A 22,340-nucleotide genomic window follows, 5' to 3' on the forward strand; every position below is an offset into this window, starting at 1 on the left:
TGAAATGGATTGGAAACGGCTTGAAGACGGGGTCGGCGGGGTTGGGGCGCGTGTCTTCACGACGCGCCTTCGCGAGCGAGATACTTTAAGGGTAAATCATTTATCTCTCAAACACGAGTTTTCCCTGACCGCGGATTCCGCTCCTCGACGAATGAAACGGTCGCCACTATCGCTTTTTCGGGCTGGTCGCGATGCGGGGAATGCCCGCAGTCGGGCAGCTCCAGCAACTCGGCGCCGGGCACGCGCTGGGCGATGCCGCGAATCTGCGCGAGTGTGCCGTACTCGTCGTCGATGCCCTGGATAGCAAGAACCGGGCAACGGATGGCATCGAGCTCGGCTTCGATGTTCCATTGCCTGAAGGGCGGATGGAGCCAGATGCGGTTCCAGCCCCAGAAGGCCGAATCCACGTCGTCGTGGTAGCGGCCCAGCTTCTTCGGCAGGTCGGTCTCGAGGTAGGCCAGCCGGGCCTGCTCGATGTTGGCGACCGTCACGTCCTCCACGAAGATGTGCGGTGCCAGCACCACCAGGCCGGCCACGCGATCGGGGAAGCGCGCGGCGTAGAGCAGCGAGATCGAGGCGCCGTCGCTGTGGCCGAAGAGCCAGGGCTTTTCCGTGAGGCCGATGGCTTCGAAGAAGGCCGGCAGCACCTCGTGCGCCTGGCGGTGCATGAAGTCCACGTCCCAGGTCTCCTCGGGGCCGCGCGGCGTGGAGCGGCCGTAGCCGGGGCGCGAGAACACCAGACCGCGGAAGCCGCCCGCCTCGCACAGGCGCTCGGGGAAGTCCTTCCACATCGCGATCGAGCCGAGGCCTTCGTGCAGGAACACGAGCAGGGGCGCGTCGGAGCGTTCCGGTGCGATGCGCAGGTATTCGAGGCGCAGGGGGCGCCCCCGCCAATCGATGGCGGCGAACTCGGGCGCGGTGGTCACGCCTTCTGCTCCCGCTCGCGCAGCCGGAAGCGCTGGATCTTGCCCGTGGCCGTCTTCGGCAGTTCCTCCACGAATTCAATGAAGCGCGGGTACTTGTAAGGCGCGAGGCGTTCCTTGACGAAGGCCTTGAGCTCGTCGTCCGTCACGCTCTGCCCGGCCTTGCGCACCACGTAGGCCTTGGTCTTCACCAGCCCGTCCGCATCTTCCTTGCCGATCACCGCGGCCTCGAGCACGGCCGGGTGCTGCATCAGCGTGGCCTCGACCTCGAAGGGCGAGACGTAGATGCCGCTGACCTTGAGCATGTCGTCGCTGCGGCCCGCGTAGGTGTAGTAGCCGTCGGCGTCGCGCGAGTACTTGTCGCCGCTCTTGGTCCAGCCTTCGCGGAAGGTGTCGGCGCTCTTCTCGGGGTTGCCCCAGTACATCACGGCCGTGCTGGGCCCCTTGATGTAGAGGTCGCCCACTTCGCCCACGCCGACGGGCTGGCCGTCCTCGCCGCGCAGCTCGATCACGTAGCCCTCGACCGGGCGGCCCGTGGTGCCGTAGCGAATATCGCCGGGCCGGTTGGAGATGAAGATGTGCAGCATCTCGGTGGAGCCGATGCCGTCGATGATCTCGCAGCCAAAATGCTGCTTGAAGCGCTGCGCCAGCTCGCCCGGCAGCGCCTCGCCGGCGGAGGAGCACATGCGCAGCGACACCGCCTCGCGCGCCGGCAGGTTGGGGGATGCCAGCATGCCGGCGAAGCCGGTCGGCGCGCCGAAGAAGACGGTGGGCTTGTGCTGGCTGGCCCAGCGTTTGAAGGTCGCATCCGGCGTGGGCCGCTCGGCCATCAGCAGCACCGTGGCGCCCACCGAAAGCGGGAAGGTCAGCGCATTGCCCAGGCCGTAGGCGAAGTAAAGCTTGGCCGCGGAGAAGCAGACGTCGTTCTCCGTCAGCCCCAGCACCGGCTTGCCGTAGAGTTCGGCGGTCCACCAGGGGTTGCCGTGCGTGTGCACGGTGCCCTTGGGCTTGCCCGTGGAGCCGGAGGAATAGAGCCAGAAGGCGTGCTCCTGCGGGGTGGTCGCGGCGGGCTCGGCCAGCGGCTCGTGAGCGGCGAGCGCCGCTTCGAATTCCTGCGCGCCCTGGGGCAGCGGTCCGGTGGGCTGCGAGACGAACAGCGCCTTCAGCACATGCGATCCCTTGCGCTGCGCATCCTGCAGCACCGACAGCAGCGCGCCCGAGACCAGCGCGGCCTTGGCGCCGCTGTTGGCCAGCATGTAGGCATAGTCGTCGGAGGTCAGCAGCGTGTTGACCGCCACCGGCACGATGCCGGCGTAGAGGCTGCCGAGAAAACTCACCGGCCAGTCGCTGCTGTCCAGCATCAGCAGCAGCACGCGGTCCTCGCGCTTCACGCCGGCGGCGAGCAGGGCGGCCGCGAGCCGGCGTGCGCGTTCCTCCAGTTGGCCGTAGGGCAGGGCGCAGCGGTCGTCGACATAGGCAGTCTTCTGCGCGCGGCCGCGGTTGAGGGCGAACAGGTGTTCGGCGAAATTGAATCGTGCAGGCAGGCTCATCGTGTTCTCCGGGTCATCCCTGTGTTCTTGCTCAGGCCTGCGCCAGGCCCAGCTGCGCCAGCACGCCCGGACTGGCCTGCACCGCGGCGCGGCGATGGTAGAAGTCCAGCGCGCGCAGCCCGCCCAGCTCGGCACCACCGCCCGCGCGGCCGGGGCCGCCGTGCAACGAGTGCGGCATCACATTGCCGTGACCGGTGTGCGCCTGTGCGACGTCGGGCGTGATCACATGCACGCGGCCATGGCTGGCAGCGACCTGCACCGCCGCCTTGCCCAGCGCGGCCTCGTCGGCACCGTAGAGCGAGGTCACCAGCGATCCCTGGCCGCGATGCGCCAGCGCAATCGCATGGTCGAAGTCACGGTAGGGCAGCAGCGTGGCGACCGGGCCGAAGACCTCCACGTCGTGTACCCGCTGCGCCGCGTCGGCATCGCGCGCGCCCAGCAGCACCGGACCGATGCACGCCGCCACCGCCGGGTCGGCATCGACCAGCGGCGCCTGGCTGCCGTCGTGCAGCACGCTGGCTTGGCCTTTCAATTCGTCCAGCCCCTCGCGCACCGCGTTCAGCTGAGCGCGGCTCACCAGCGAGCCCATGCGAACGCTCTCGTTGCGCGGGTTGCCGACCGTGACGCCCGCGAGCTTGGCGCCGATCGCCTCGGCCGTAACGTCATAGAGTGCGGCCGGCACCAGGATGCGGCGGATCGCGGTGCACTTCTGGCCCGCCTTGACCGTCATCTCGCGCACCACCTCGCGCACTAGCAGCTTGAAGGCCTCGCTATCGGCCGTGGCATCGGGCAGCAGCAGGGCCGAGTTGAGGCTGTCGGCCTCGATGTTCACGCGCACCGAGCGTTGCGCCACCGCGGCATGCGAGCGGATCACCGCACCCGTCTCGGCCGATCCGGTGAAGGACACGACGTCGAAGCCCTGCAGCTGATCCATCAGCCCGTTCGAGCTGCCGCAGACGATCGACAGCGCACCGGCCGGCAGCACGCCCGCCTCGACCACGTCGCGCACCATGCGCTGGGTGAGCCAGGCGGTGGCGGTGGCCGGCTTCACGATCACCGGCACGCCCGAGAGCAGGGCGGGCGCGGCCTTCTCCCACAGTCCCCAGGAGGGGAAGTTGAAGGCGTTGATGAAGAGCGCCACGCCGCGCGTGGGCACCTGCAGGTGCTGCGACTGGAACACGGGTTCCTTGCCCAGCTTCACCGCATCGCCGTCGCGCAGCGCATGCACCTCGCCCAGCGCGTCGCCCCACTTGGCGTACTGGCCCAGCGTGAAGATGCCGCCGTCGATGTCCACCGCCGAGTCGTTCTTCACCGTGCCGGAGTTGGCGGTGGCGATCTCGTAGTAGGCGTCGCGGTTGGCCTGCAGCACCTTGACCACGCCCGCCAGCAGGGCCGCGCGCTGCTTGTAAGTGAGGGCGCGCAGGGCCGCCCCGCCGCTCTCCCGCGCGAAGCCGAAGGCCTCGGCCAGGTCCAGCCCGCCTGCGTCGACGCGGACCAGCTCGGTGCCCAGCACCGGATCGAAGAGCGGCGTTCCGGCGCCGCTGCCGGCCTGCCAGCGGCCGGCGACGTAGTTGGAGAGAAGTTCGGTCATGGGGTGTCTCAGGTCTTGGTGAATTGGATTTGCCCTTCGGGCAATAGATAGAGCACGAGCGCGCGGCCCTGGGCCACGGTCGGGTGGTGCGCCGATCCTGGCGGGTAGACGCACCAGCCCGCGGGCCGGCCGTCGAAGGTCGCATCGCCTTCCAGCGGCATGATCAGATCGACCTCGCCGTTCGGATGCGTGTGGTGCGGGCCCTTGATGTCCTTCATGTCCACCACGTCGACCGAGAAGCGGTGCAGCTCGTCCTCGGCCTTGAACACGCGGCCATACTTGATGCCGCCGCCCTCGCGCTCGCACAGCCAGCCTTCGGCCACGCCGTCGATGCAGGCCTCTTTCAGGCGTTCGTAGCTTTCGCTGCCGACACCGTGCACGGTGTTGAGCCAGCGGTCGAGCTCGTCGTCGAGCGGGCGGCCGGCGATCTGCGAGGTCACGTCGGCGACGATCTGGTGGAAGGATTCCTTGGACATCGTGGTGCGCTCATGCATGGGTGAAGAAGAACGAACTTGCGGCAAATCGCCGCGTGCAGTATCTTGCCTGTGCATGAACCATAAGCACCGACACAAAAGGTGTCAAGCAATATAGTGCATATATGGTGTTTACCCGTAGACCGGAGCGACGAGGAGAGGACGAAGCGAGATGAATGAGCGAGCCGACGCGGTGCTGAGCGCACCCGCCGATCCGGCCTTGCCGGCCGAGGAAGCCAAGAACCCGCTGCTGGTGGCGCTGGGCGAGCGGGTGCGCAACCTGCGCGCGCGCCGCGGCCTCACGCGCAAGGCCGTCGCGCAGGCGGCCGAGGTGTCGGAGCGCCACCTGGCCAACCTCGAGTACGGCATCGGGAATGCCTCCATCCTGGTGCTGCAGCAGGTGGCGACCGCGCTGCACTGCTCGCTGGCCGAGCTGGTGGGCGACATCACGACCAGCAGCCCCGAGTGGCTGCTGATCCGCGAGCTGCTGGAGCGCCGCGGCGAGGCCGACCTGCGCCGCGCCCGCATCGCCCTCGGCGAACTGCTGGGCACCGCCGCCGGCGACCCGGCGCGCCACCGTCGCATCGCGCTTGTCGGCTTGCGCGGCGCCGGCAAGTCGACCCTCGGCCAGATGCTGGCGGACGACCTCGACGTGCCCTTCATCGAGCTGAGCCGCGAGATCGAGAAGCTGGCCGGCTGCAGCGTGCGCGAGATCCACGACCTCTACGGCACCAATGCCTACCGCCGCTACGAGCGCCGCGCGCTCGAGGAGGCGGTACAGATCTACGCCGAGGTGGTGATCGCCACCCCCGGCGGCATCGTTTCCGACCCCGCCACCTTCAACGAGCTGCTCTCGCACTGCACCACCGTCTGGCTGCAGGCCGCCCCCGAAGAGCACATGGGCCGCGTCGCCGCCCAGGGCGACACCCGCCCCATGGCCGCCAGCAAGGAGGCCATGGACGACCTGCGCCGCATCCTCGCCGGCCGTGCCGCCTTCTATTCCAAGGCCGATCTCAGCGTGGACACGAGCGGCCGCGACCTGGCGCAAAGCTTCCAGCTGCTGCGAACGACGGTGCGGGAAGCGATGAGCCGGGGCGGCTGAGAACGCGCCGGAAGCCGGCAGTTGCAAAAAAATCCGGCAAGGGCTTGACGCGCTCCAAAACATGCAGGATGATGCATGTCAGCGCAAACGCAAACTGCATTATTGTTCACGCCAACAGGCACCCAGGAGACCGCGACATGACCGAGACCGCTGCCCATCCCGCCCGCGTCGACTACCGCACCGACCCGACCCAATACCGCCACTGGAAGCTCAGCGTCGAGGGCTCCGTCGCCCGCCTGTCGCTGGACATTGCCGAAGACGGCGGCATCCGCCCCGGCTACAAGCTCAAGCTCAACAGCTACGACCTGGGCGTGGACATCGAGCTCCACGACGCGCTCAACCGCGTGCGCTTCGAGCATCCGGAAGTGCGCTCGGTGATCGTCACCAGCGGCAAGGACCGCATCTTCTGCTCCGGCGCCAACATCTTCATGCTGGGCGTTTCCAGCCACGCCTGGAAGGTGAACTTCTGCAAGTTCACCAACGAGACCCGCAACGGCATCGAGGATTCGTCCAAGCACTCGGGCCTCAAGTTCATCGCTGCCGTCAATGGCGCCTGTGCCGGCGGCGGCTACGAGCTGGCCCTGGCCTGCGACGAGATCGTGCTGGTCGACGACCGCTCCTCGTCCGTCTCCCTGCCCGAGGTGCCTTTGCTGGGTGTGCTGCCCGGCACCGGCGGCCTGACCCGCGTCACCGACAAGCGCCATGTGCGCCATGACCTGGCCGACATCTTCTGCACCAGCGTCGAAGGCGTGCGCGGCCAGCGCGCGGTCGAATGGCGCCTGGTCGATGCGATCGCCAAGCCCGCCCAGTTCGGCGCCGCCGTGCAGGAGCGCGCCGCCAAGCTGGCCGAGGGCAGCCACCGCCCGGCCGGCGGCAAGGGCGTGAGCCTGACCCGCGTCGAGCGCGAGGACGGCGCCGACAGCATCCGCTATGAATTCGTCACGGTCGAGATCGACCGCGCCCGCCGCACCGCCACGCTGACCGTCAAGGCCCCGGCCGGCGCGCAGCCCACCGACATCGCCGGCATCGAGGCCGCGGGCGCCGCCTGGTGGCCGCTCGCGATGGTCCGCCAGCTCGACGACGCCATCCTCAACCTGCGCACCAACGAGCTGGACATCGGCACCTGGCTGCTCAAGACCGAGGGCGATGCCCAGGCCGTGCTCGACAGCGACAAGACCCTGCTCGCAAACAAGGACCACTGGCTGGTGCGCGAAACCATCGGCGCGCTGCGCCGCACGCTGGCCCGCCTGGACGTCTCCTCACGCAGCCTGTTCGCGCTGATCGAGCCCGGCTCCTGCTTCGCCGGCACCCTGGCCGAGATCGCCTTCGCCGCCGACCGGGCCTACATGCTGGCCCTGCCCGACGAGCCCGAGCGCGCGCCCAAGCTGGTGCTCGACGAGTTCAACTTCGGCTTCTTCCCCATGGTCAACGACCAGAGCCGCCTGCAGCGCCGCTTCTACGAAGAGGCCGCCCCGCTCGAGGCCGCCCGCGCCGCTGCCGGCAAGCCGCTCGACGCCGACGAGGCGCTCAAGCTCGGTCTGGTCACCGCCGCCCCCGACGACATCGACTGGGACGACGAGATCCGGATCGCCATCGAGGAGCGCGCCGCCATGTCGCCCGACGCCCTTACCGGCCTGGAGGCCAACCTGCGCTTCGCCAGCCAGGAGAACATGCTCACCCGCATCTTCGGCCGGCTCACCGCCTGGCAGAACTGGATCTTCAACCGCCCCAACGCCGTCGGCGAAAAGGGTGCCCTGAAGGTCTACGGCACCGGCGAGAAGGCCGGCTTCGATCTCAACCGCGTCTGAACGTCAGAACTCTTTGCAAGGAACAACGATGAGCACGATCAACTACAGCGAGAAGATCCCCAACAACGTCAACCTCGGCGAAGACCGCACGCTGCAGCGCGCGCTCGAAGGCTGGCAGCCCAACTTCATCAACTGGTGGGACGACGTCGGCCCCGACGGCTCGACCAACTACGAGGTCTACCTGCGCACGGCCGTGAGCGTCGACCCGCAGGGCTGGGCGCAGTTCGGCCACGTGAAGATGCGCGACTACCGCTGGGGCATCTTCCTGAACCCGGGCGATGCCAACCGCGAGATCCACTTCGGCGACCACAAGGGCGAGAAGGCCTGGCAGGACGTCCCCGGCGAGCACCGCGCCAACCTGCGCCGCATCATCGTCACGCAGGGCGACACCGAGCCCGCCTCGGTCGAGCAGCAGCGCCACCTCGGCCTGACCGCGCCCAGCATGTACGACCTGCGCAACCTGTTCCAGATCAACGTGGAAGAGGGTCGCCACCTGTGGGCCATGGTCTACCTGCTGCACAAGCACTTCGGCCGCGACGGCCGCGAAGAAGCCGAGGCCCTGCTGCAGCGCACTTCGGGCGACGAGAACAATCCGCGCATCCTGGGTGCCTTCAACGAGAAGACGCCGGACTGGCTGGCCTTCTTCATGTTCACCTACTTCACCGACCGCGACGGCAAGTTCCAGCTGTCGGCCCTGGCCGAGAGCGCCTTCGATCCGCTGGCGCGCACCACGAAGTTCATGCTGACCGAAGAAGCGCACCACATGTTCGTGGGCGAGAGCGGCGTCTCGCGCGTGCTGCAGCGCACCGCGCAGGTCATGAACGAGCTCAAGACCGACGACCCGCAGAAGGTGCGTGCGGCCGGCGCCATCGACCTCGGCACCATCCAGCGCTACCTGAACTTCCACTACAGCGTCACCATCGACCTGTTCGGCGCCGACCAGTCGAGCAACGCCGCCACCTTCTACAGCTCGGGTCTGAAGGGCCGCTACGAAGAGGGCAAGCGCACCGACGACCACGTGCTCAAGGGCCAGACCTACAAGGTGCTCGAAGTCAAGGACGGCCAGCTCCTCGAGAAGGACGTGCCGATGCTGAATGCGCTGAACGAAGTGCTGCGCGACGACTTCATCAAGGACTCGGTCGCCGGCGTGGGCCGCTGGAACAAGGTGCTGGAAAAGGCAGGTATCCCGACCCGCCTGACGGTCCCGCACAAGGCCTTCAACCGCCAGATCGGCGCGCTGGCCGGCATCAAGATGTCGCCCGAGGGGCGTGTGGTGAACGAGGCCGAATGGGCCGCGAAGAAGGACGAGTGGCTGCCCACGAGCGAAGACTTCGCCTTCGTGGCATCGTTGATGGGCCGCGTGGTCGACCCCGGCAAGTTCGCCGGCTGGATCGCCCCGCCGGTGATGGGCATCAACCGCCAGCCGGTGGATTTCGAATACGTCCGCTTCGGCTGAACTGTTGCTCGCCCCCAGGTTGCCCGGCACTTCGTGTCCGGGCGCCCACCCCCTACCGGGGGCAACACCAGCGGCCCGGCGAAGCCGGTTCCGCGGTGTTTCACGAAGGGGCCAGCGCTTTGCGCGGCCCTGGGGCGGTACAAGGGCCTTGAACGGTGATGGGCCGTCTGGGCGGCAAAGGAGATAACGACATGGACACGGCCACCATCCAACTCGGCGTCATCAAGCAGCACCTGATCGACCCCGAGATCTGCATCCGCTGCAACACCTGCGAGGCCACCTGCCCCGTCAATGCCATCACGCACGACGACCGCAACTACGTGGTGCGTGCCGATGTCTGCAACGGCTGCATGGCCTGCATCTCGCCCTGCCCGACGGGCTCCATCGACAACTGGCGCACCATGCCCGTGGCGCGCGCCTACTCCATCGAGGAGCAGCTCACCTGGGACGAGCTGCCCGCCGAGCTCACGCCCGAGCAGCTGGAGGCCGAGGGCATCGCCTCGTCCGACGAGGTCGTGATCCAGGCGCAGGCCGCCGCCGCACCGCAGCCGCAGTCCGAGCCCGGCGCGCAGGTCTTCAATTCCGCGCAATACGGCGCCACCGTGCCGCCCTGGTCGGCCGCGCACGCCTACACCAACCTGTTCCCGCCGAAGAGCCCGACCACGGCGACGGTGGTCGGCAACTTCAACTGCACCGAGGCCGGGTACGAGAACCAGACGCATCACATCGTGCTGGACTTCGGCGCCATGCCCTTCCCGGTGCTGGAGGGCCAGTCCATCGCCATCATCCCGCCGGGCACCGACGCCAACGGCAAGGCTCATTTCGCGCGCCAGTACTCCATCGCCAGCCCGCGCAACGGCGAGCGGCCCGGCTACAACAACGTCTCGCTGACGGTGAAGCGCGTGTTGCAGGACCATCAAGGCAACCCGGTTCGCGGCGTCGCCAGCAACTACGTGTGCGACCTCAAGGTGGGCGACAAGGTCCAGGTCATCGGCCCCTTCGGCACGTCCTTCCTGATGCCTAACCATCCGAAGTCGCACATCGTGATGATCTGCACCGGCACAGGCAGCGCGCCCATGCGCGCCATGACGGAGTGGCGCCGGCGCCTGCGCAAGAGCGGCAAGTTCGAGAGCGGCAAGCTGCTGCTCTTCTTCGGCGCGCGCACGCAGCAGGAGCTGCCCTACTTCGGCCCGCTGCAGACTCTGCCCAAGGACTTCATCGACATCAACTTCGCCTTCTCGCGCACGGCCGGCCAGCCCAAGCGCTACGTGCAGGACGCGATGCGCGAGCGCGCCGCCGACCTGGCTGCGCTGCTCAAGGACGGGCAGAGCCACTTCTACGTCTGCGGCTTGAAGAGCATGGAAGAGGGAGTGGTGCTCGCGCTGCGCGACGTGGCGGTGGAAGTGGGCCTGGACTGGGACACGGTGGGAGCCGCCCTGAAGCGCGAAGGCCGCCTGCACCTCGAGACTTATTAAGTAAGCTCGCGGCATGAAGTTCGCCGAGTTCCACGCGGGCCAGGTCATCGAGGCCGGGCCCTATCTCGTCACCGAGGCCGAGCTGCTGCAGTTCGCCGAGGCCTACGACCCCCAGTGGTTCCATACCGACGCCGAAGCCGCCGCCGACGGCCCCTTCGGCGGGCTCATCGCCAGCGGCTGGCACACGGGCGGCATCGCGATGCGGCTGGTGACCGATGCCGCGCTGGCGGGCTCCGAGTCCTTCGCCTCGCCGGGCCTGGCTTATGTGAAGTGGCCCAACCCCGTGCGGCCTGGTGATGCGCTGCGCCTCGTGGCCGACGTGATCGAGGTGCGGCGCTCGGAGAAGCGGCCCACGCTGGGCATCCTGCGTTGGCGCTGGCGCTTGTTCAACCAGCGCGAGCAGCTGGCGCTGGACCTGGAGGCGACGAGTCTGTTCAAGCTCGAGGGCTAGACCGGGAAGGTGGTGGCTTTCGGTTAGATGGATTAGCATTGCTGTGTATATCCAATCTAACCATCGAAGGTGCCATGACCACGACCCATGCACAGGCTGACCTGCTCGACGTCATGACCGGATCTCCCAAGGAGATCGGTCGGCGGCTGAATCAACTCGATGCGGATCAGGTCGTTGCCATCGGCCTGGAGCATGTATCTGCAAAGGAGGCTGGAGCCATCGCAGAGACTTTGGTCCGTTTCGTACAACTGGTAGGCCTGACCGTCTCCCGGCACGAACGCGAAACTCTGGAGTCCCTGGTCGAAATCCTTGTACCGAGGGCGCCGCCTACGCCAACGCAGCTCAAGGAGGCGGCCATGCTGGCGAGAGCCCGCACCGCCGTGCTCCAGGAGGACAACTGGCTGACGACGGCGCAGATCGCCGACCTGGCCGGCTTCAGTACCAGCAATCCCAGTGCCCAGCCCAACAAGTGGAAGCGCGACCGGTTGATTTTCGCCATCCGGCATCGCGGGGTCGACTACTTTCCCAGCTATGGGCTCGACCCCAAGACGGGCTTCCGGCCGCTCAAGGTCATGGCCAAGGTGATCGAGACTTTCGGCGAGTCAAAAGACGGCTGGGGTCTGGCGTACTGGTTCTCGTCCGCCAACAGCTTCCTCGGCGGCAAGCGACCCCAGGACGTGCTGGCGAAGCAGCCCGATCGCGTCATTGCGGCCGCCGCGGATGAGCAGGAGGCGGTCGCGCATGGCTAGGCGTCCCGGCAAATCGCCGCCGCCGCCGCCACCTGCCGACACCACGCCAGCGCCGCCGGCAACACTGCATGTATCGACGACGCCCTGGCCGAGGGGTACGACCTTGCATCGTGTTCATCTGGAGAAGTATGCGGGCGGTGAATTCAATCCCGGCGTCAAGGGCAATGCACGGTTCAGCCCGATCAAGAGCGCCAAGGGCAAGCCTATTCCCACACTCTATGGAGGAAACACCTTCGCGTGCGCGGCCATGGAAACGGTCTTCCACGATGTGCCTTTCGCACCGGGCTTCAAGAGCTACGACAAGGCGAAGCTGAAGGATCAAGTGCATTCCCAGCTGACGACCGGAACCGATCTCGTGCTGGCCGACCTGCGCAGCAAAGCCCTGCGCAAGCTGGGCGTGGAGCGCGGGCAATTGATCGACACGGAGAAGGATCAGTACGCGTCAACGCGGAAATGGGCCGAAGCCATCCATGCGCAGCGCGCCGACGTACAGGGCTTGTGCTGGACCTCCCGACAGGACGACAGTGCCCAGGCCGTCATGCTGTTCGGGGATCGCATCGCCCCCGGCTTGCTGCGTCAAGCCACTCCTTCCCGCAGCCTGCTCGATGACGGGGCAGCCTATGACGAGTTGCTGAGCCTGGCCGAACAGATCGGCGTGAGCATCGTGCCGGGGAAGAACTAGCTCTGCTTGAGGTTGCAGATTGCAACCTCAAGTTGGCGAACTCCTCGTCGTTCAACGCGACGTCGAGCGCAACGCCTCGCAGCGATGCTTCAGCTACTACGATCCTTGCGGCTTGGCGGCCCGCGCCTTGCCCATCAGCACCAGCGCGATCCCTCCGAGGATCGCCACCGAGCAGAGCATCAGCCGCGGCGTAATCGCCTCCGACAGGAACAGCACGCCGCCGAAAGCCGCGATCGGCGGCACCGACAACTGCACCGTCGCCGCCCGCATCGCCGTGAGCGAAGGCAGCGCCGCGTACCAGATCACATAACCGATGCCCGAAGTCAGCGCACCCGAGGCCACGGCCAGCGCGATGCCAGCCGCGTCCGCGTGCGCGCTGCCGGTGCCAGCCAGCAGGGCGCTCAGCAGCAGCGCCATCGGTGCCGCCCGCACGAAGTTGCGCGCCGTGGCAGCGAGCGGGTCGGCCACGCCGCGCCCGCGCAGCGAATACACGCCCCAGGCCACACCCGCGACCGCCATCAGCGTCGCGCCCAGCGCCGGCGGCGCCGTCACTCCCGGCGACACCAGATAGACCAGCCCCGCGACTGCCAGCACGAAGCCCGACCACGCCACCGGACCGAACATCTCGCCCGCGCGCAGGCCGGCGCCCAGCATCGTCAGCTGCACCGCGCCGAACAGGATCAGCGCCCCGGTGCCCGCGGACAGGCTGAGGTAGGCGAAGGAGAAGAAGGCGACATACGCAAACAGCATCGCCGCCGCCAGCCAGTCGGCACGCCCGGTCGGACCGGCGCCCGACCGCAGGCGCACGACCAGCATCAGCGTGAGCGCCCCCGCCACCAGCCGGATGCTGCCGAAGCTGGCCGCATCGATGCCCCCATGCTGCAGCGCCATGCGGCACAGCAGCGAATTGGCCGCGAAGGCCAGCATGGCTGCCACGGTGAGCGCGATGGCCCGCAGGCCCGGGCGGCCATCGCGCCCCTCAGGCATGGACGGCCACCACGACCAGGGCCCCCACCAGCAGCGCGATACCCAGTGGCGCGCTCAGGCGCCGGCCCCAGGGCAGGTTCTTCTCCATCGCCATCAGCACGGCCAGCAGCAGCATCCAGCCGAGGCTGCCGGTGCCCAGCGCGAACATCAGCAGCATCAGCGCCCAGCAGCAGCCCACGCAGAACACGCCGTGGTGCGCGCCCAGCATGAAGGCCTGGCGCGCCGGCGCCGGCCCGCGCCAGTGCTCGATGACGAAGCCCAGCGGCGTGCGGCATTTCTCCAGGCACTGGTGCTTGAGCCGGCTGAACTGGAAGGCGCCCGCCAGCCCGAGCGTCGCGGCGCCGATCAGCCAGCCGTGCCAGGCCAGCGTCGGCGAGCGTTCCAGCAGCGCCAGGACCAGCTCGTGCAGCCCATGCGCCAGCAGCCCGAACATGCCCCACACAGCCAAGTAGCCCAGCCCGAGCAGCAGCACCAGTCGCGCGTGGTCCGGGCGCCGGGCCGTCATGCGGTCGAACACGTTGAACAGGGGCAGGGTGGTCGGCAGCATCATGGCCGCGGTCATCAGGATCCAGGCCAGCGCGTAGAGCAGCGCGGGCAGCAGCAGCTCGCCCGCGGGCACGGCGCGGCACAGGAAGGCCGCGGGCCCCGAGGCCATCCAGTCGCCATGCTCCAGGTAGCGGCCGTAGGGACTGCGCGCCCAGGCCCACAGCGCCAGCCAGGCCAGCCCGATCAAGGCCACGAGCAGCGGCACGAACACCCGCCGGTGGCGCGCGGCTCCGGAGCGCGACACGGCCGGCCGCGCAATCCCCGCAGGAGTGTTCATTGAGTCACCTCCACGCTACGCGCTGCGGTGCGAGCGCCTTCGGAGCGGCCGTGCGGCGCTCATGGCTTCAGGCGTCGAAGACGAAAGTGCTTTGCAGCGCGTTGTGGTTCTTGATGTCGAGGTCGATGCCCAGGGCGGCATTCTTCGAGCGATAGACCGGCGCCTTGCCGACGAAGACCGGCGCGCCCGGCACGGTCGAGAACACGGTGTCCGACAGCACGGTCTGCCCGCCGGTCGCGCCGCGGTAGGGCTCGAGCTCGGCGTAGTAGTCGGTGCCGATCTCGAGCTTGCCCTGGCCCTCGTTCACGTTGAAGCCGATCTTCGCCCGCTCCACCGACACCACCGTGCCGATCAGCTTGGCCAGGTCCGCGATCGGGCCGCCCGCCTGCCCGGTGTACACCTTGAGCAGCGCTTCTTCCTGTTCCTTCGAGGCGTTGTCGTCCACGTAGATGGCGGCGGTCCAGTTGCCTTGCAGGATGTTGCCCGGCACATGGGCCACGGCGGCGATGGTGTTGCCGCCGACGTCGAGGCCATCGATCGTTCCCTTGTCGATTCGCCAGGCGACGATGGTGTCGCAGGTGCCGTTGTCCGGGTCCTCGCCGATCCAGCAGGGGCACAGCACGTTGCAGTTGCAGACCTCGAGCAGGCGACCTTCCAGGTGATAGCTCATTCCGACCTCCGTTGAAGTGTGGCTGGCGGACTTGTCGCCGCAGCTGTGGCGGCAAGGCGGAAGACGATGCTACGCCGCAGGCGGCGGCGCGTCCATGTGTCGAACGGCCGGGGGCGGGGTCGGTCAGCGCCGGTCGAGCAGGCGCTTGAGCAGGTCCTCGAGCTGGCTCACGTCCACCGGCTTGGTCAGGTGCGCGAAGAAGCCGGCGTCGAAGCTCAGCTGGCGGTCGCGCTCCTGCCCGTAGCCGGTCACGGCGATCAGCGGCGGCGGATGCTCGATCTCGGCGCGCGCGCGCCGGGCCACCTCGAGGCCGCTCATGCCGGGCAGTCCGATGTCCAGCAGCACCAGGTCGGGCGCCAGGCGCTTGATGGCCTCGAGCCCCGCCTGGCCGTCGTGCCGCACGATCGCGTGGCAGCCCAGCGTCTCCATCAGCGCGGCCATGGTCTGGGCCGAGTCGCGGTTGTCGTCGACCACCAGCACCGCGGGACGCCCGTTCGACTGCGGGCTGGCCGCCGTGGCTTTCTCGGGCAGGGCCGGGGCAGCTGCCAGCGGCAGGCGGATCACGAACTCGCTGCCCTCGCCCGGCACCCTTTGCTGTAGGCGGCGACATCCCCGCCATGCAGGTCGACCAGCTGCTGGACCAGACTCAGCCCCAGCCCCAGCCCGCCCTGCAGCCGCGCGATGTCCTGCTCGCCCTGCTCGAAGAGGTTGAAGACACGCTGGATGTCCTGCGGCGGGATGCCCGGCCCGTCGTCGCGCACGCTCAGCACCGCGCGCTCGCCGTCGCGGCGGGCCTGCACCCACACGTGGCCGCCGGCCGGCGTGAACTTGATGGCGTTGCCGAGCAGGTTGCTCAGCACCTGGATCATGCGGGCGCGGTCGCCGGTGATCCACAGCGGCGTCTCCTCGATCTCGGTCTGCAGCCGCTGGCCCTTGTCCGTGGCTGTCGGCGTCATGGCCTCGACGGACTCCAGCACCACCCACTTGAGATCGACCGGCTTGGCTTCCAGCCGGATCTTTCCGCTGGTGATGCGGCCGACGTCCAGCAGGTCATCCACCAGCCGCACCAGCTGCTTGAGCTGGCGCGAGATCGTGTCTTGTGCGAGCCGCAGCGTCCGGCTCTCCAGCTTCTCGCGGGCCATGAGCGCGAGCGCGTTCGAGATCGGCGCCAGCGGGTTGCGCAGCTCGTGGCCCAGCATCGCCAGGAAGGTGCTGATGCGCCGGCCTTCGTCCTCCAGCGAGCTGACGCGGCGCTGCTCGGTCATGTCGCGCGTCACCTTGGCGAAGCCGCGCAGCGTGCCGCTGGCATCGTGCAGCGCCGTGATCACCACGCTGGCCCAGAAGCGCGTGCCGTCCTTGCGAATGCGCCAGCCTTCGTCCTGGAAGCGCCCGTCGCGGCGCGCGATGCGCAGCTCTTCGTCCGGCCAGCCGGTGGCCTGCGCCTCGGTCGGGTAGAAGACCGAGAAGTGCCGGCCGATGATCTCGGCGGCCTCGTAGCCCTTGAAGCGCCGCGCCCCGGCGTTCCAGCTCACCACGTGGCCGCTGGTGTCGAGCATGAAGATCGCATAGTCCTTCACCCCCTCCACCAGCAGGCGGAAGCGCTCCTCGCTCATGCGCAGATGCTCCTCCTCGCGGCGGCGCTCGCTGAGGTCGCGGGTGATCTTGGAGAAGCCGCGGAACTCGCCCTCGGGGCCCGACAGCCGCGTGATGATGACGTTGGCCCAGAAGCGGGTGCCGTCCTTGCGCACGCGCCAGCCCTCGTCCTCGAAGCGCCCGACCTCGCGCGCCACCTTCAGCTCGTGTTCGGGCCACCCGCGCTCGAGCTGCTCGGGCGGATAGAACAGGGAGAAGTGGCGCCCGATCACCTCGTGCGCCTCGTAGCCCTTGATCTTGCGCGCGCCGGTGTTCCAGCTGCGCACGTTGCCGCCCGGGTCCAGCAGGAAGATCGCGTAGTCGCTCACCGCCTCGACCAGCAGCCGGTAGTCCGCGTCGCCTGGCCGCGTCAGCGCCAACGGCTGTGAGGGGCCGGGCGGGAGCGGAACGTCGCGTGCATCTGCCATGCTGTAGATCGGTCGAGGCGAATGGCGGCAGTCTAGTGGCGCGCACGCCCACGCACAGTCGGACAGATGCCCGGGTTTTCTCGCCGGGACGCGCGCCTTGCGCAGGGCGGACGATCAGGCAGGCAGCGGGGACGCCCAGTCAGGACGCCTCGCGCGCGGCGCGCCACAGTGCACCCATGCAGCAAGACCTCCATCCCCACGTCCGCGAATCCGGCGCCGGCCCCGGCGTCGTCTGCCTCCATGCCAACGCAAGCAACTCCGCCCAGTGGCGCGGCCTGATGGAGCGCCTGGCCCCGGGCTGGCGCGTGCTCGCGCCCGACTCGCTCGGCGCCGGCCGAAGCCCCGCCTGGCCGCCGGATCGCGTCGTGACCCTGGCCGACGAACTGGCACTGCTGGAGCCCGTGTTCGCGGCCGCCGGAGATCCCTTCTGCCTGGTCGGCCATTCCTACGGCGGCGCCGTGGCCCTGATGGCGGCACTCGCATGGCCCGAGCGCGTGCGCGCCGTCGCGCTGTACGAGCCCACGCTCTTCTCGCTGCTGGAGCAGGAGTCGCCCGGCCAGGAGGCGGCGAACGGCATCCGCTTCGCCGCCGCCGATGCCGCGGCCGCCATCGAGGCCGGCGACCCCGACGCCGCCGCCGAACGCTTCATCGATTACTGGATGGGCGCCGGCAGCTGGCGCCGCATGCCCGAGCCGCGCCGCGCACCCATCGCGCTGTCGATGGTCAACGTCGCGGGCTGGGCCCGCGCCCTGTTCACCGAGCCCACGCCGCTACAGGCCTTCGCCGCGCTGGAGATGCCCGTGCTCTACATGACGGGCGCGCAGTCGCCGGCCTCGGCGCGCGGGGTCGCGCGGCTGCTCACCGGCGTGCTGCCGGACGTGAGCGTCGTCGAGTTCGAGGGGCTCGGCCACATGGGCCCGGTGACGCATCCCGAGGCCGTCAACGACGCGGTGGCCGAGTTCCTCGCCCACTGCCGGGCGACCGAAGCTTACGAACGGTCACGATGTGCCTGAAAACGCTGGCGGATAGCGGCCAAAGCGCGCTCTTCTGTCGCCAGCGCGCCATCGCCTTCGGATAGCATCGCGCAGACGGTGCTGCTGCCTCCATGGACCTTCGTCCGGACGGCGGGCCGCGATGAGGATCCGCGCTTGGGCACCGACGACGCTTTCGCCGAATTGGGTTTGGCATCTGACGCAAGCGAGAGCGAGGTGAAGGCCGCGTGGCGCCGGCTGGTCTCGCAATGGCACCCCGACCGCAATGGCAGCGCCGGCGCCGTGGCCAAGATGCAGCGCATCAACCAGGCCTTCGAGGAAATCCGCCGCGCCGGATTCCGGGTCGCTCCTGAACCCTCGGCCGACGATGCCGACGTCACCGCGCCCGGCCCGGCGACGGAGCCCGGCGCCGCGTTCGACGAGCACGACGACGGCGGCGACACCGCCTTCCGCGACGACGCCAGCGCGAGCCGGCAACGGCGGCCCATCCACCGCAAGGTCAAGCTGACGCTCGAGGAGGCCGCGGCCGGTTGCATCAAGGTGCTGCGCGGCAAGGTCACCGAGACCTGCCAGGTCTGTGCAGGCGCCGGCCACCAGGTGCTCGGCGGCAACTGCGTCCGGTGCGGCGGCTCGGGCGCCGTGTCCAAGCGCTCCTTCTTCGGCTGGCCCACCGGCCTGGCCGAGTGCGAGGCCTGCCTGGGCGGCGGGATCGCGCGGCAGCCGTGCGCAGCCTGCAGGAGCTCCGGCAAGACGGCCGCGCGCAGCTACCAGGCCAAGGTCCGCATTCCGCACGGCGTGCGCCATGGCGACCTGCTGCATGTCGACGGGCGGCGGCTGCGACCCGAGCGCCTTCCCGCCGATCTCGAAATCCGCGTCGAGCTGCTCGACCATGCCTTCTTCACGCTCGACGACGACGGCACGCTTCGCTGCGAGGTTCCGGTCGACGGCTTCGCGTGGGTCGCCGGCCGGCAGGTCCAGGTGCCGACCCTCGCCGGCCTGCAGTCCCTGCAGCTGAGCCGCGGCCAGCTGTCCTATTGCCTGAAGGGCCAGGGCTTTCCGGTGGAGCGGCGCGGCGCGCGCGGCGACCAGTGGGTCACGCTCGCGCCCGTGTTTCCGGAGCGGCTCAGCACCGACCAGCAGATCCTGCTCGACCAGCTCTGTGCCACCACCTCGGGCACCGGCGCGCGCGAGGATGAACGGCTCCAGGCCTGGCACAGGGGCCTGCGCGCGTGGGAGCGTGGCCTGCGCGGCTAGCCGGTCAGCCAGTCAGCCGCCGGGGCGGTCCGCGAAGGCGCGGACTTCGCCGGGCTTGCGCAGCATCTTGTCGACATCCGCCGCATGCAGCTCCTCGGCGTGGATCATCTGCCGGGCAAACTCCTCCAGCGCCACCGAGCGCCCCTCGACGAGCTGCAGCAGCTGCCGGTACAGCCCCAGCGCGTGGCCTTCGGTGGCCAGCGACTCCTGCAGGATCGCCGACATGTCGTGCTTGTGCGAGTCGAGCAGTGCGCCGATGCCCAGCGACGGATAGGCGCCGAGCGTGGTGATCCATTCGCCGACCTGCTGCGCGTGCAGGAGCGATTCGTCGGCCTGCGCCCGCAGCCACGAGACGATGGGAATGCGCGAGAAGCCGAACACCAGGAACGAGTAGTGCGTGTAGCGCACCACCCCCGCCAGCTCCGCCTCCAGCAGGCGGTTCAGAACATCGACGACCTGGTCCTTGTCGATCTGGGACATGGCGCACCTCCTGGCGTGACGGACGCCGCCTCGGCAGCGCGGCCCCAAGCCTTGCACGATCCGTCGACTTGCGCAAGGCGTCCGTGGCCGAGCGCTCGGCTGGCGCAGTTGCGCCGGCAGGCCCGCGGTGCTTCAATGACCGGCTCCCCGCACGTCCACAGGAGGCCGCCATGGCCTACGAAGCCCGCTACGTCTTCAAGCCCAATCCGGGCGCCGACCTGGCTGCCGTCATGAAAGCGATGGAGCAGGGCGCCGCGCTCTGGCGCAAGCACGGTGCGACGAGCCCGCGGCTGTGGGCCATCACCGCCGGCGAGCTGGGCAACTACGTGCTCAGCGTGCAGTTCGAGAACGCCCTGGCCTTCGCCCAGGTCGTCGACCCCCTGTCCGCCGACCCGGAGTTCCGCGCCTGGCAGGCGCGGAACTCCGAGGCGGGCCACATCGCCTGGGTGCGCAGCAACCACGCGCGCGAGCTGGACCTCGGCCGCTGAGCCGCTTCAGCCGGGCGAGGCCTGGCCGCCCGACGCGCGTTCCTGCAACAGGTGCTTCGCGAAGAAGGCCGTGATCTTGCGATCCACCTCCGGCATCGTGGCCGCGCGGTCGAAGCCCGGCGGGTCGTTGAGCATGTCGCCGACCAGGCCGGTGAGCCCCGGCGGCGGCGGCGACAGCAGGGCGCCGTGGCCGGCCGTGGGCAGGTCGGCGATCAGCTCGCAGGTCTTGCAGGCCGCCACCACCCGGTCGCCGTGAAAGCGCGGGATCAGCCAGCGGTCCTGCTGCGCCGTGACCAGGCCCAGCGGCACCGGCGGCGCGGCCAGCGAGGCCATGTCGAAGTCGGCCGAGAAGGGCACGCCGGCCACCACCGCCGCGACGCGCGGGTCGACATGCACGCGCGGCGTGTCGTCGTCGAAGCGCCGGCGGATCACCGCGAGCGCGGCCCATTCCTTGAGACCATCCAGCCACCCGCCCGTCAGCCGCGTGAACAGCCCGACGCAGGACTGGAAGTCCTCCTCCAGGTGCGCCTCGCAATGCCGCTTGAAGCTGCCCGGCGACCAGCGCCCGCCCGCCAGGCTCAGGGCCGTGTGGCCGCCGGCCGACATGCCGTAGACACCCACCTTGTCCAACTGCAGCAGCGGCGCCAGGCGCGCATCGCGCCCCACCGCGTCGATGGCGCGCGACACCTCGGCCGGCCGCTGGGTCCAGCTCTCCGGCCCCGGCTTGCTCCCGTCCTTGTAGTTGTCGCCCCGGTGCTCGGGCATCGCAACCACGAAACCGGCCTGCACCAGGCTGCGCGCCAGGTCCGCATGCACCCACGGCGCGCCGCCCGAGCCGTGCGAGATCACCACCAGCCGCCCGTTGCCCCGCACCGGCTGGCCCTGCGGCGCCACCTGCAGCGTGAACGGTCCGCGCCGGACCGCCTGCTCGGCATCGGCGGACGGGTAGTACAGCGTGACCGACCCGTCCTCGGCCGTCGCGGCGATCGTGCCGAGTCCCACGCTCGCCTGTGCCAGGCCCGACAGCAACAACGCCAGCGCGGGCGCCAGCAAACGCAAAGAACGCATCGTGTTCACTCCTTTTTCGTTGGTCCGAAGGCCCCTGCCTGCGGTGATGCGGACGATGCCGTGCCGCTGCTGCCGCGTCTTGCCGAATGCGACGAAACGCGTGTTTCGGTTCGCCGATTTCAGGAATCGGCCAGCTTTTCCCGCCGGTACTCGGTGGGCGTGAGCCCGGTGGCCGCCTTGAAGGCGCGGTTGAAGGGGCCGATGGACTGGAAGCCGGCCTCCAGCGCGATGCTCAGCACCGGCAGGCTGCGGCGCGCCGGATCGGCCAGCGCGGTGCGCGCCTCCGCCAGCCGGAAGCCGTTGACGAAGGCGTTGAAGTTGCGGTGCCCCAGGCGCTGGTTGATCAGCCGCCGCAGGCGGTACTCGGGTGTGCTCAGCCGCGCGGCCAGGCCGGCGATGCTCAGGTCTTCGGTGCGGTAGGCGCGTTCCTCGTTCATCAGGCGTTGCAGCGCCTCGGCCAGCGCTTGATCGGCAGGGTCGGGTGCGGGCGGCTCGGCGCCATCCTCGGCTTCCACACGCCAGGCCTCGGCCGGATCCGCGCGCGGCACCGGGGACGGCACGACGCGCTCGGACGGGAAGATCTCGGAGCCCGCCAGCCGCAGCATCCAGAAGGCAGTCACCGCCACGATCACCAGCAACAGCGCCGCGTCCACCGTCGCTGTCGTGCCCGAGAGCCGGCCTTGCGGCGAGGCCAGGCGCGCGGCCAGCATCGCCAGCGTGTAGGCCACGCCCGTCACCACGATGAAGGCGCGCAGCCGGCGCCGCCCCTCGACCAGGTCCGCGCGCCAATGCGCCGCCGCCGCGATCGTGGCCAGCACCGAGAACAACAGCGGTACCCCGCGCTGCAGCCCCTTCGTGACCGCCAGCACCGAGCTGCCGGGGGTCGTCACCACGCAATTGAAGCCGGCCAGCGCGGCCACCGCCAGCCAGGCGGCGGCATGCAGCGGCCTGAGCCTGAAGTCGTCGTCGAACAGCGCCTGCACGAAGATCCAGAAGAGCACCGCGTTGCCCACCGAGACGGCGACCAGCGGTGCCTGCCAGAGGCGCGGCACCTGCGCCTCGAACTGCGGCGTGGAGCTGATCACCTGCACCATCAGCCCCAGCATCATCGCCAGCGCCGCGCGGGCCGCCGGCAGGCGCGGTCGGTCGCGGGCCAGCACCCAGGCCAGGAGCAGCAGCAGGGCGAGCAGCATGCCGCGCAGTGCGGCGTCGAAAAGCATCAAGAGCTGGGCGTCGGTCATGGGCGGAGCAGGGCGCG

Annotated in this window: 22 protein-coding genes; 10 read left to right on the forward strand and 12 right to left on the reverse strand. The window is 69.2% G+C overall.

The window, feature by feature from the left end; translation table 11 throughout:
- Positions 1-107: 107 nt before the first annotated feature.
- The 4 genes from GXN78_RS13320 to GXN78_RS13335 are packed head-to-tail and all read right to left on the reverse strand — an operon-like array spanning position 108 to position 4,540.
- Positions 108-926 (reverse strand): alpha/beta hydrolase, encoded by an 819-nt coding sequence (locus GXN78_RS13320; protein ID WP_106560333.1) that lies wholly within the window; start codon positions 924-926, stop codon positions 108-110.
- Entirely contained in the window at positions 923-2,473 is a 1,551-nt protein-coding gene (locus GXN78_RS13325) for a benzoate-CoA ligase family protein (RefSeq protein ID WP_106560332.1), read from the reverse strand. The genes GXN78_RS13320 and GXN78_RS13325 overlap by 4 nt, the downstream gene beginning before the upstream one ends.
- A 31-nt stretch (positions 2,474-2,504) precedes the next feature.
- A complete protein-coding gene (locus GXN78_RS13330) occupies positions 2,505-4,064 on the reverse strand; it encodes a 3,4-dehydroadipyl-CoA semialdehyde dehydrogenase (RefSeq protein WP_106560331.1) in 1,560 nt (519 codons plus the stop codon).
- Between the two features lie 8 nt (positions 4,065-4,072).
- Positions 4,073-4,540: a DUF4863 family protein gene (locus tag GXN78_RS13335; protein WP_106560343.1), complete on the reverse strand. Its 468-nt coding sequence runs from the start codon at positions 4,538-4,540 to the stop codon at positions 4,073-4,075.
- 169 nt (positions 4,541-4,709) lie between these two features.
- Here GXN78_RS13335 and GXN78_RS13340 point away from each other — a divergent pair, with 169 nt between their 5' ends.
- The 7 genes from GXN78_RS13340 (at position 4,710) to GXN78_RS13370 (ending at position 12,260) form a co-directional block, all read left to right on the forward strand.
- On the forward strand, positions 4,710-5,639 hold the full coding sequence (locus GXN78_RS13340; RefSeq protein ID WP_106560330.1) for a helix-turn-helix transcriptional regulator: 930 nt from the start codon (positions 4,710-4,712) through the stop codon (positions 5,637-5,639).
- A gap of 137 nt (positions 5,640-5,776) precedes the next feature.
- Positions 5,777-7,447: a 2,3-epoxybenzoyl-CoA dihydrolase gene (boxC, locus tag GXN78_RS13345; protein ID WP_106560329.1), complete on the forward strand. Its 1,671-nt coding sequence runs from the start codon at positions 5,777-5,779 to the stop codon at positions 7,445-7,447.
- A 28-nt stretch (positions 7,448-7,475) separates the two neighbouring features.
- The gene (boxB, locus tag GXN78_RS13350; RefSeq protein WP_106560328.1) at positions 7,476-8,903 is read left to right on the forward strand and encodes a benzoyl-CoA 2,3-epoxidase subunit BoxB; all 1,428 of its coding nucleotides are present in this window, start codon (positions 7,476-7,478) and stop codon (positions 8,901-8,903) included.
- Positions 8,904-9,094: 191 nt separating this feature from the next.
- On the forward strand, positions 9,095-10,378 hold the full coding sequence (gene boxA / locus GXN78_RS13355) for a benzoyl-CoA 2,3-epoxidase subunit BoxA (RefSeq protein ID WP_106560327.1): 1,284 nt from the start codon (positions 9,095-9,097) through the stop codon (positions 10,376-10,378).
- A 13-nt stretch (positions 10,379-10,391) separates the two neighbouring features.
- Complete coding sequence (locus tag GXN78_RS13360) at positions 10,392-10,829, forward strand: MaoC family dehydratase (protein WP_106560326.1); 438 nt, start codon at positions 10,392-10,394, stop codon at positions 10,827-10,829.
- A gap of 74 nt (positions 10,830-10,903) precedes the next feature.
- On the forward strand, positions 10,904-11,578 hold the full coding sequence (locus tag GXN78_RS13365) for a hypothetical protein (protein WP_106560325.1): 675 nt from the start codon (positions 10,904-10,906) through the stop codon (positions 11,576-11,578).
- On the forward strand, positions 11,550-12,260 hold the full coding sequence (locus GXN78_RS13370) for an RES family NAD+ phosphorylase (protein ID WP_106560324.1): 711 nt from the start codon (positions 11,550-11,552) through the stop codon (positions 12,258-12,260). The genes GXN78_RS13365 and GXN78_RS13370 overlap by 29 nt, the downstream gene beginning before the upstream one ends.
- 96 nt (positions 12,261-12,356) lie before the next feature.
- On the opposite strand, the gene GXN78_RS13375 is transcribed toward GXN78_RS13370, so the two are convergent.
- The 5 genes from GXN78_RS13375 to GXN78_RS13390 form a co-directional block, all read right to left on the reverse strand.
- Positions 12,357-13,247: a DMT family transporter gene (locus GXN78_RS13375; protein WP_106560323.1), complete on the reverse strand. Its 891-nt coding sequence runs from the start codon at positions 13,245-13,247 to the stop codon at positions 12,357-12,359.
- Entirely contained in the window at positions 13,240-14,070 is an 831-nt protein-coding gene (locus GXN78_RS13380) for a DUF2182 domain-containing protein (RefSeq protein WP_106560322.1), read from the reverse strand. Before GXN78_RS13380 ends, GXN78_RS13375 begins: the two co-directional genes overlap by 8 nt.
- 67 nt (positions 14,071-14,137) lie before the next feature.
- Positions 14,138-14,740, reverse strand: a complete 603-nt coding sequence (locus GXN78_RS13385; protein WP_106560321.1) for a DUF1326 domain-containing protein — start codon at positions 14,738-14,740, stop codon at positions 14,138-14,140.
- Positions 14,741-14,863: 123 nt separating this feature from the next.
- Positions 14,864-15,304, reverse strand: a complete 441-nt coding sequence (locus tag GXN78_RS41220) for a response regulator (protein ID WP_239142699.1) — start codon at positions 15,302-15,304, stop codon at positions 14,864-14,866.
- Positions 15,301-16,800: a PAS domain-containing sensor histidine kinase gene (locus GXN78_RS13390; protein WP_239142700.1), complete on the reverse strand. Its 1,500-nt coding sequence runs from the start codon at positions 16,798-16,800 to the stop codon at positions 15,301-15,303. Before GXN78_RS13390 ends, GXN78_RS41220 begins: the two co-directional genes overlap by 4 nt.
- A gap of 176 nt (positions 16,801-16,976) precedes the next feature.
- Here GXN78_RS13390 and GXN78_RS13395 point away from each other — a divergent pair, with 176 nt between their 5' ends.
- Both GXN78_RS13395 and GXN78_RS13400 read left to right on the forward strand, forming a co-directional pair.
- Entirely contained in the window at positions 16,977-17,813 is an 837-nt protein-coding gene (locus GXN78_RS13395) for an alpha/beta hydrolase (protein WP_106560319.1), read from the forward strand.
- Between the two features lie 135 nt (positions 17,814-17,948).
- The gene (locus GXN78_RS13400; RefSeq protein ID WP_106560342.1) at positions 17,949-19,046 is read left to right on the forward strand and encodes a DnaJ C-terminal domain-containing protein; all 1,098 of its coding nucleotides are present in this window, start codon (positions 17,949-17,951) and stop codon (positions 19,044-19,046) included.
- A 12-nt stretch (positions 19,047-19,058) separates the two neighbouring features.
- Here GXN78_RS13400 and GXN78_RS13405 read toward each other — a convergent pair whose 3' ends face one another.
- The gene (locus tag GXN78_RS13405; RefSeq protein ID WP_106560318.1) at positions 19,059-19,526 is read right to left on the reverse strand and encodes a ferritin-like domain-containing protein; all 468 of its coding nucleotides are present in this window, start codon (positions 19,524-19,526) and stop codon (positions 19,059-19,061) included.
- 170 nt (positions 19,527-19,696) lie between these two features.
- Between GXN78_RS13405 and GXN78_RS13410 the strand changes: the two genes are divergently transcribed.
- Positions 19,697-20,014, forward strand: a complete 318-nt coding sequence (locus GXN78_RS13410; protein ID WP_106560317.1) for a hypothetical protein — start codon at positions 19,697-19,699, stop codon at positions 20,012-20,014.
- A gap of 6 nt (positions 20,015-20,020) precedes the next feature.
- Here the strand turns inward: GXN78_RS13410 and GXN78_RS13415 are convergent, their stop codons facing one another.
- A complete protein-coding gene (locus tag GXN78_RS13415) occupies positions 20,021-21,082 on the reverse strand; it encodes a dienelactone hydrolase (RefSeq protein ID WP_106560341.1) in 1,062 nt (353 codons plus the stop codon).
- A gap of 119 nt (positions 21,083-21,201) precedes the next feature.
- Complete coding sequence (locus tag GXN78_RS13420; RefSeq protein WP_106560316.1) at positions 21,202-22,323, reverse strand: helix-turn-helix domain-containing protein; 1,122 nt, start codon at positions 22,321-22,323, stop codon at positions 21,202-21,204.
- Positions 22,324-22,340 lie beyond the last annotated feature (17 nt).

Source organism: Variovorax sp. WS11 (assembly GCF_010499245.1).
In the GTDB taxonomy this organism is placed as follows: domain Bacteria; phylum Pseudomonadota; class Gammaproteobacteria; order Burkholderiales; family Burkholderiaceae_C; genus Variovorax.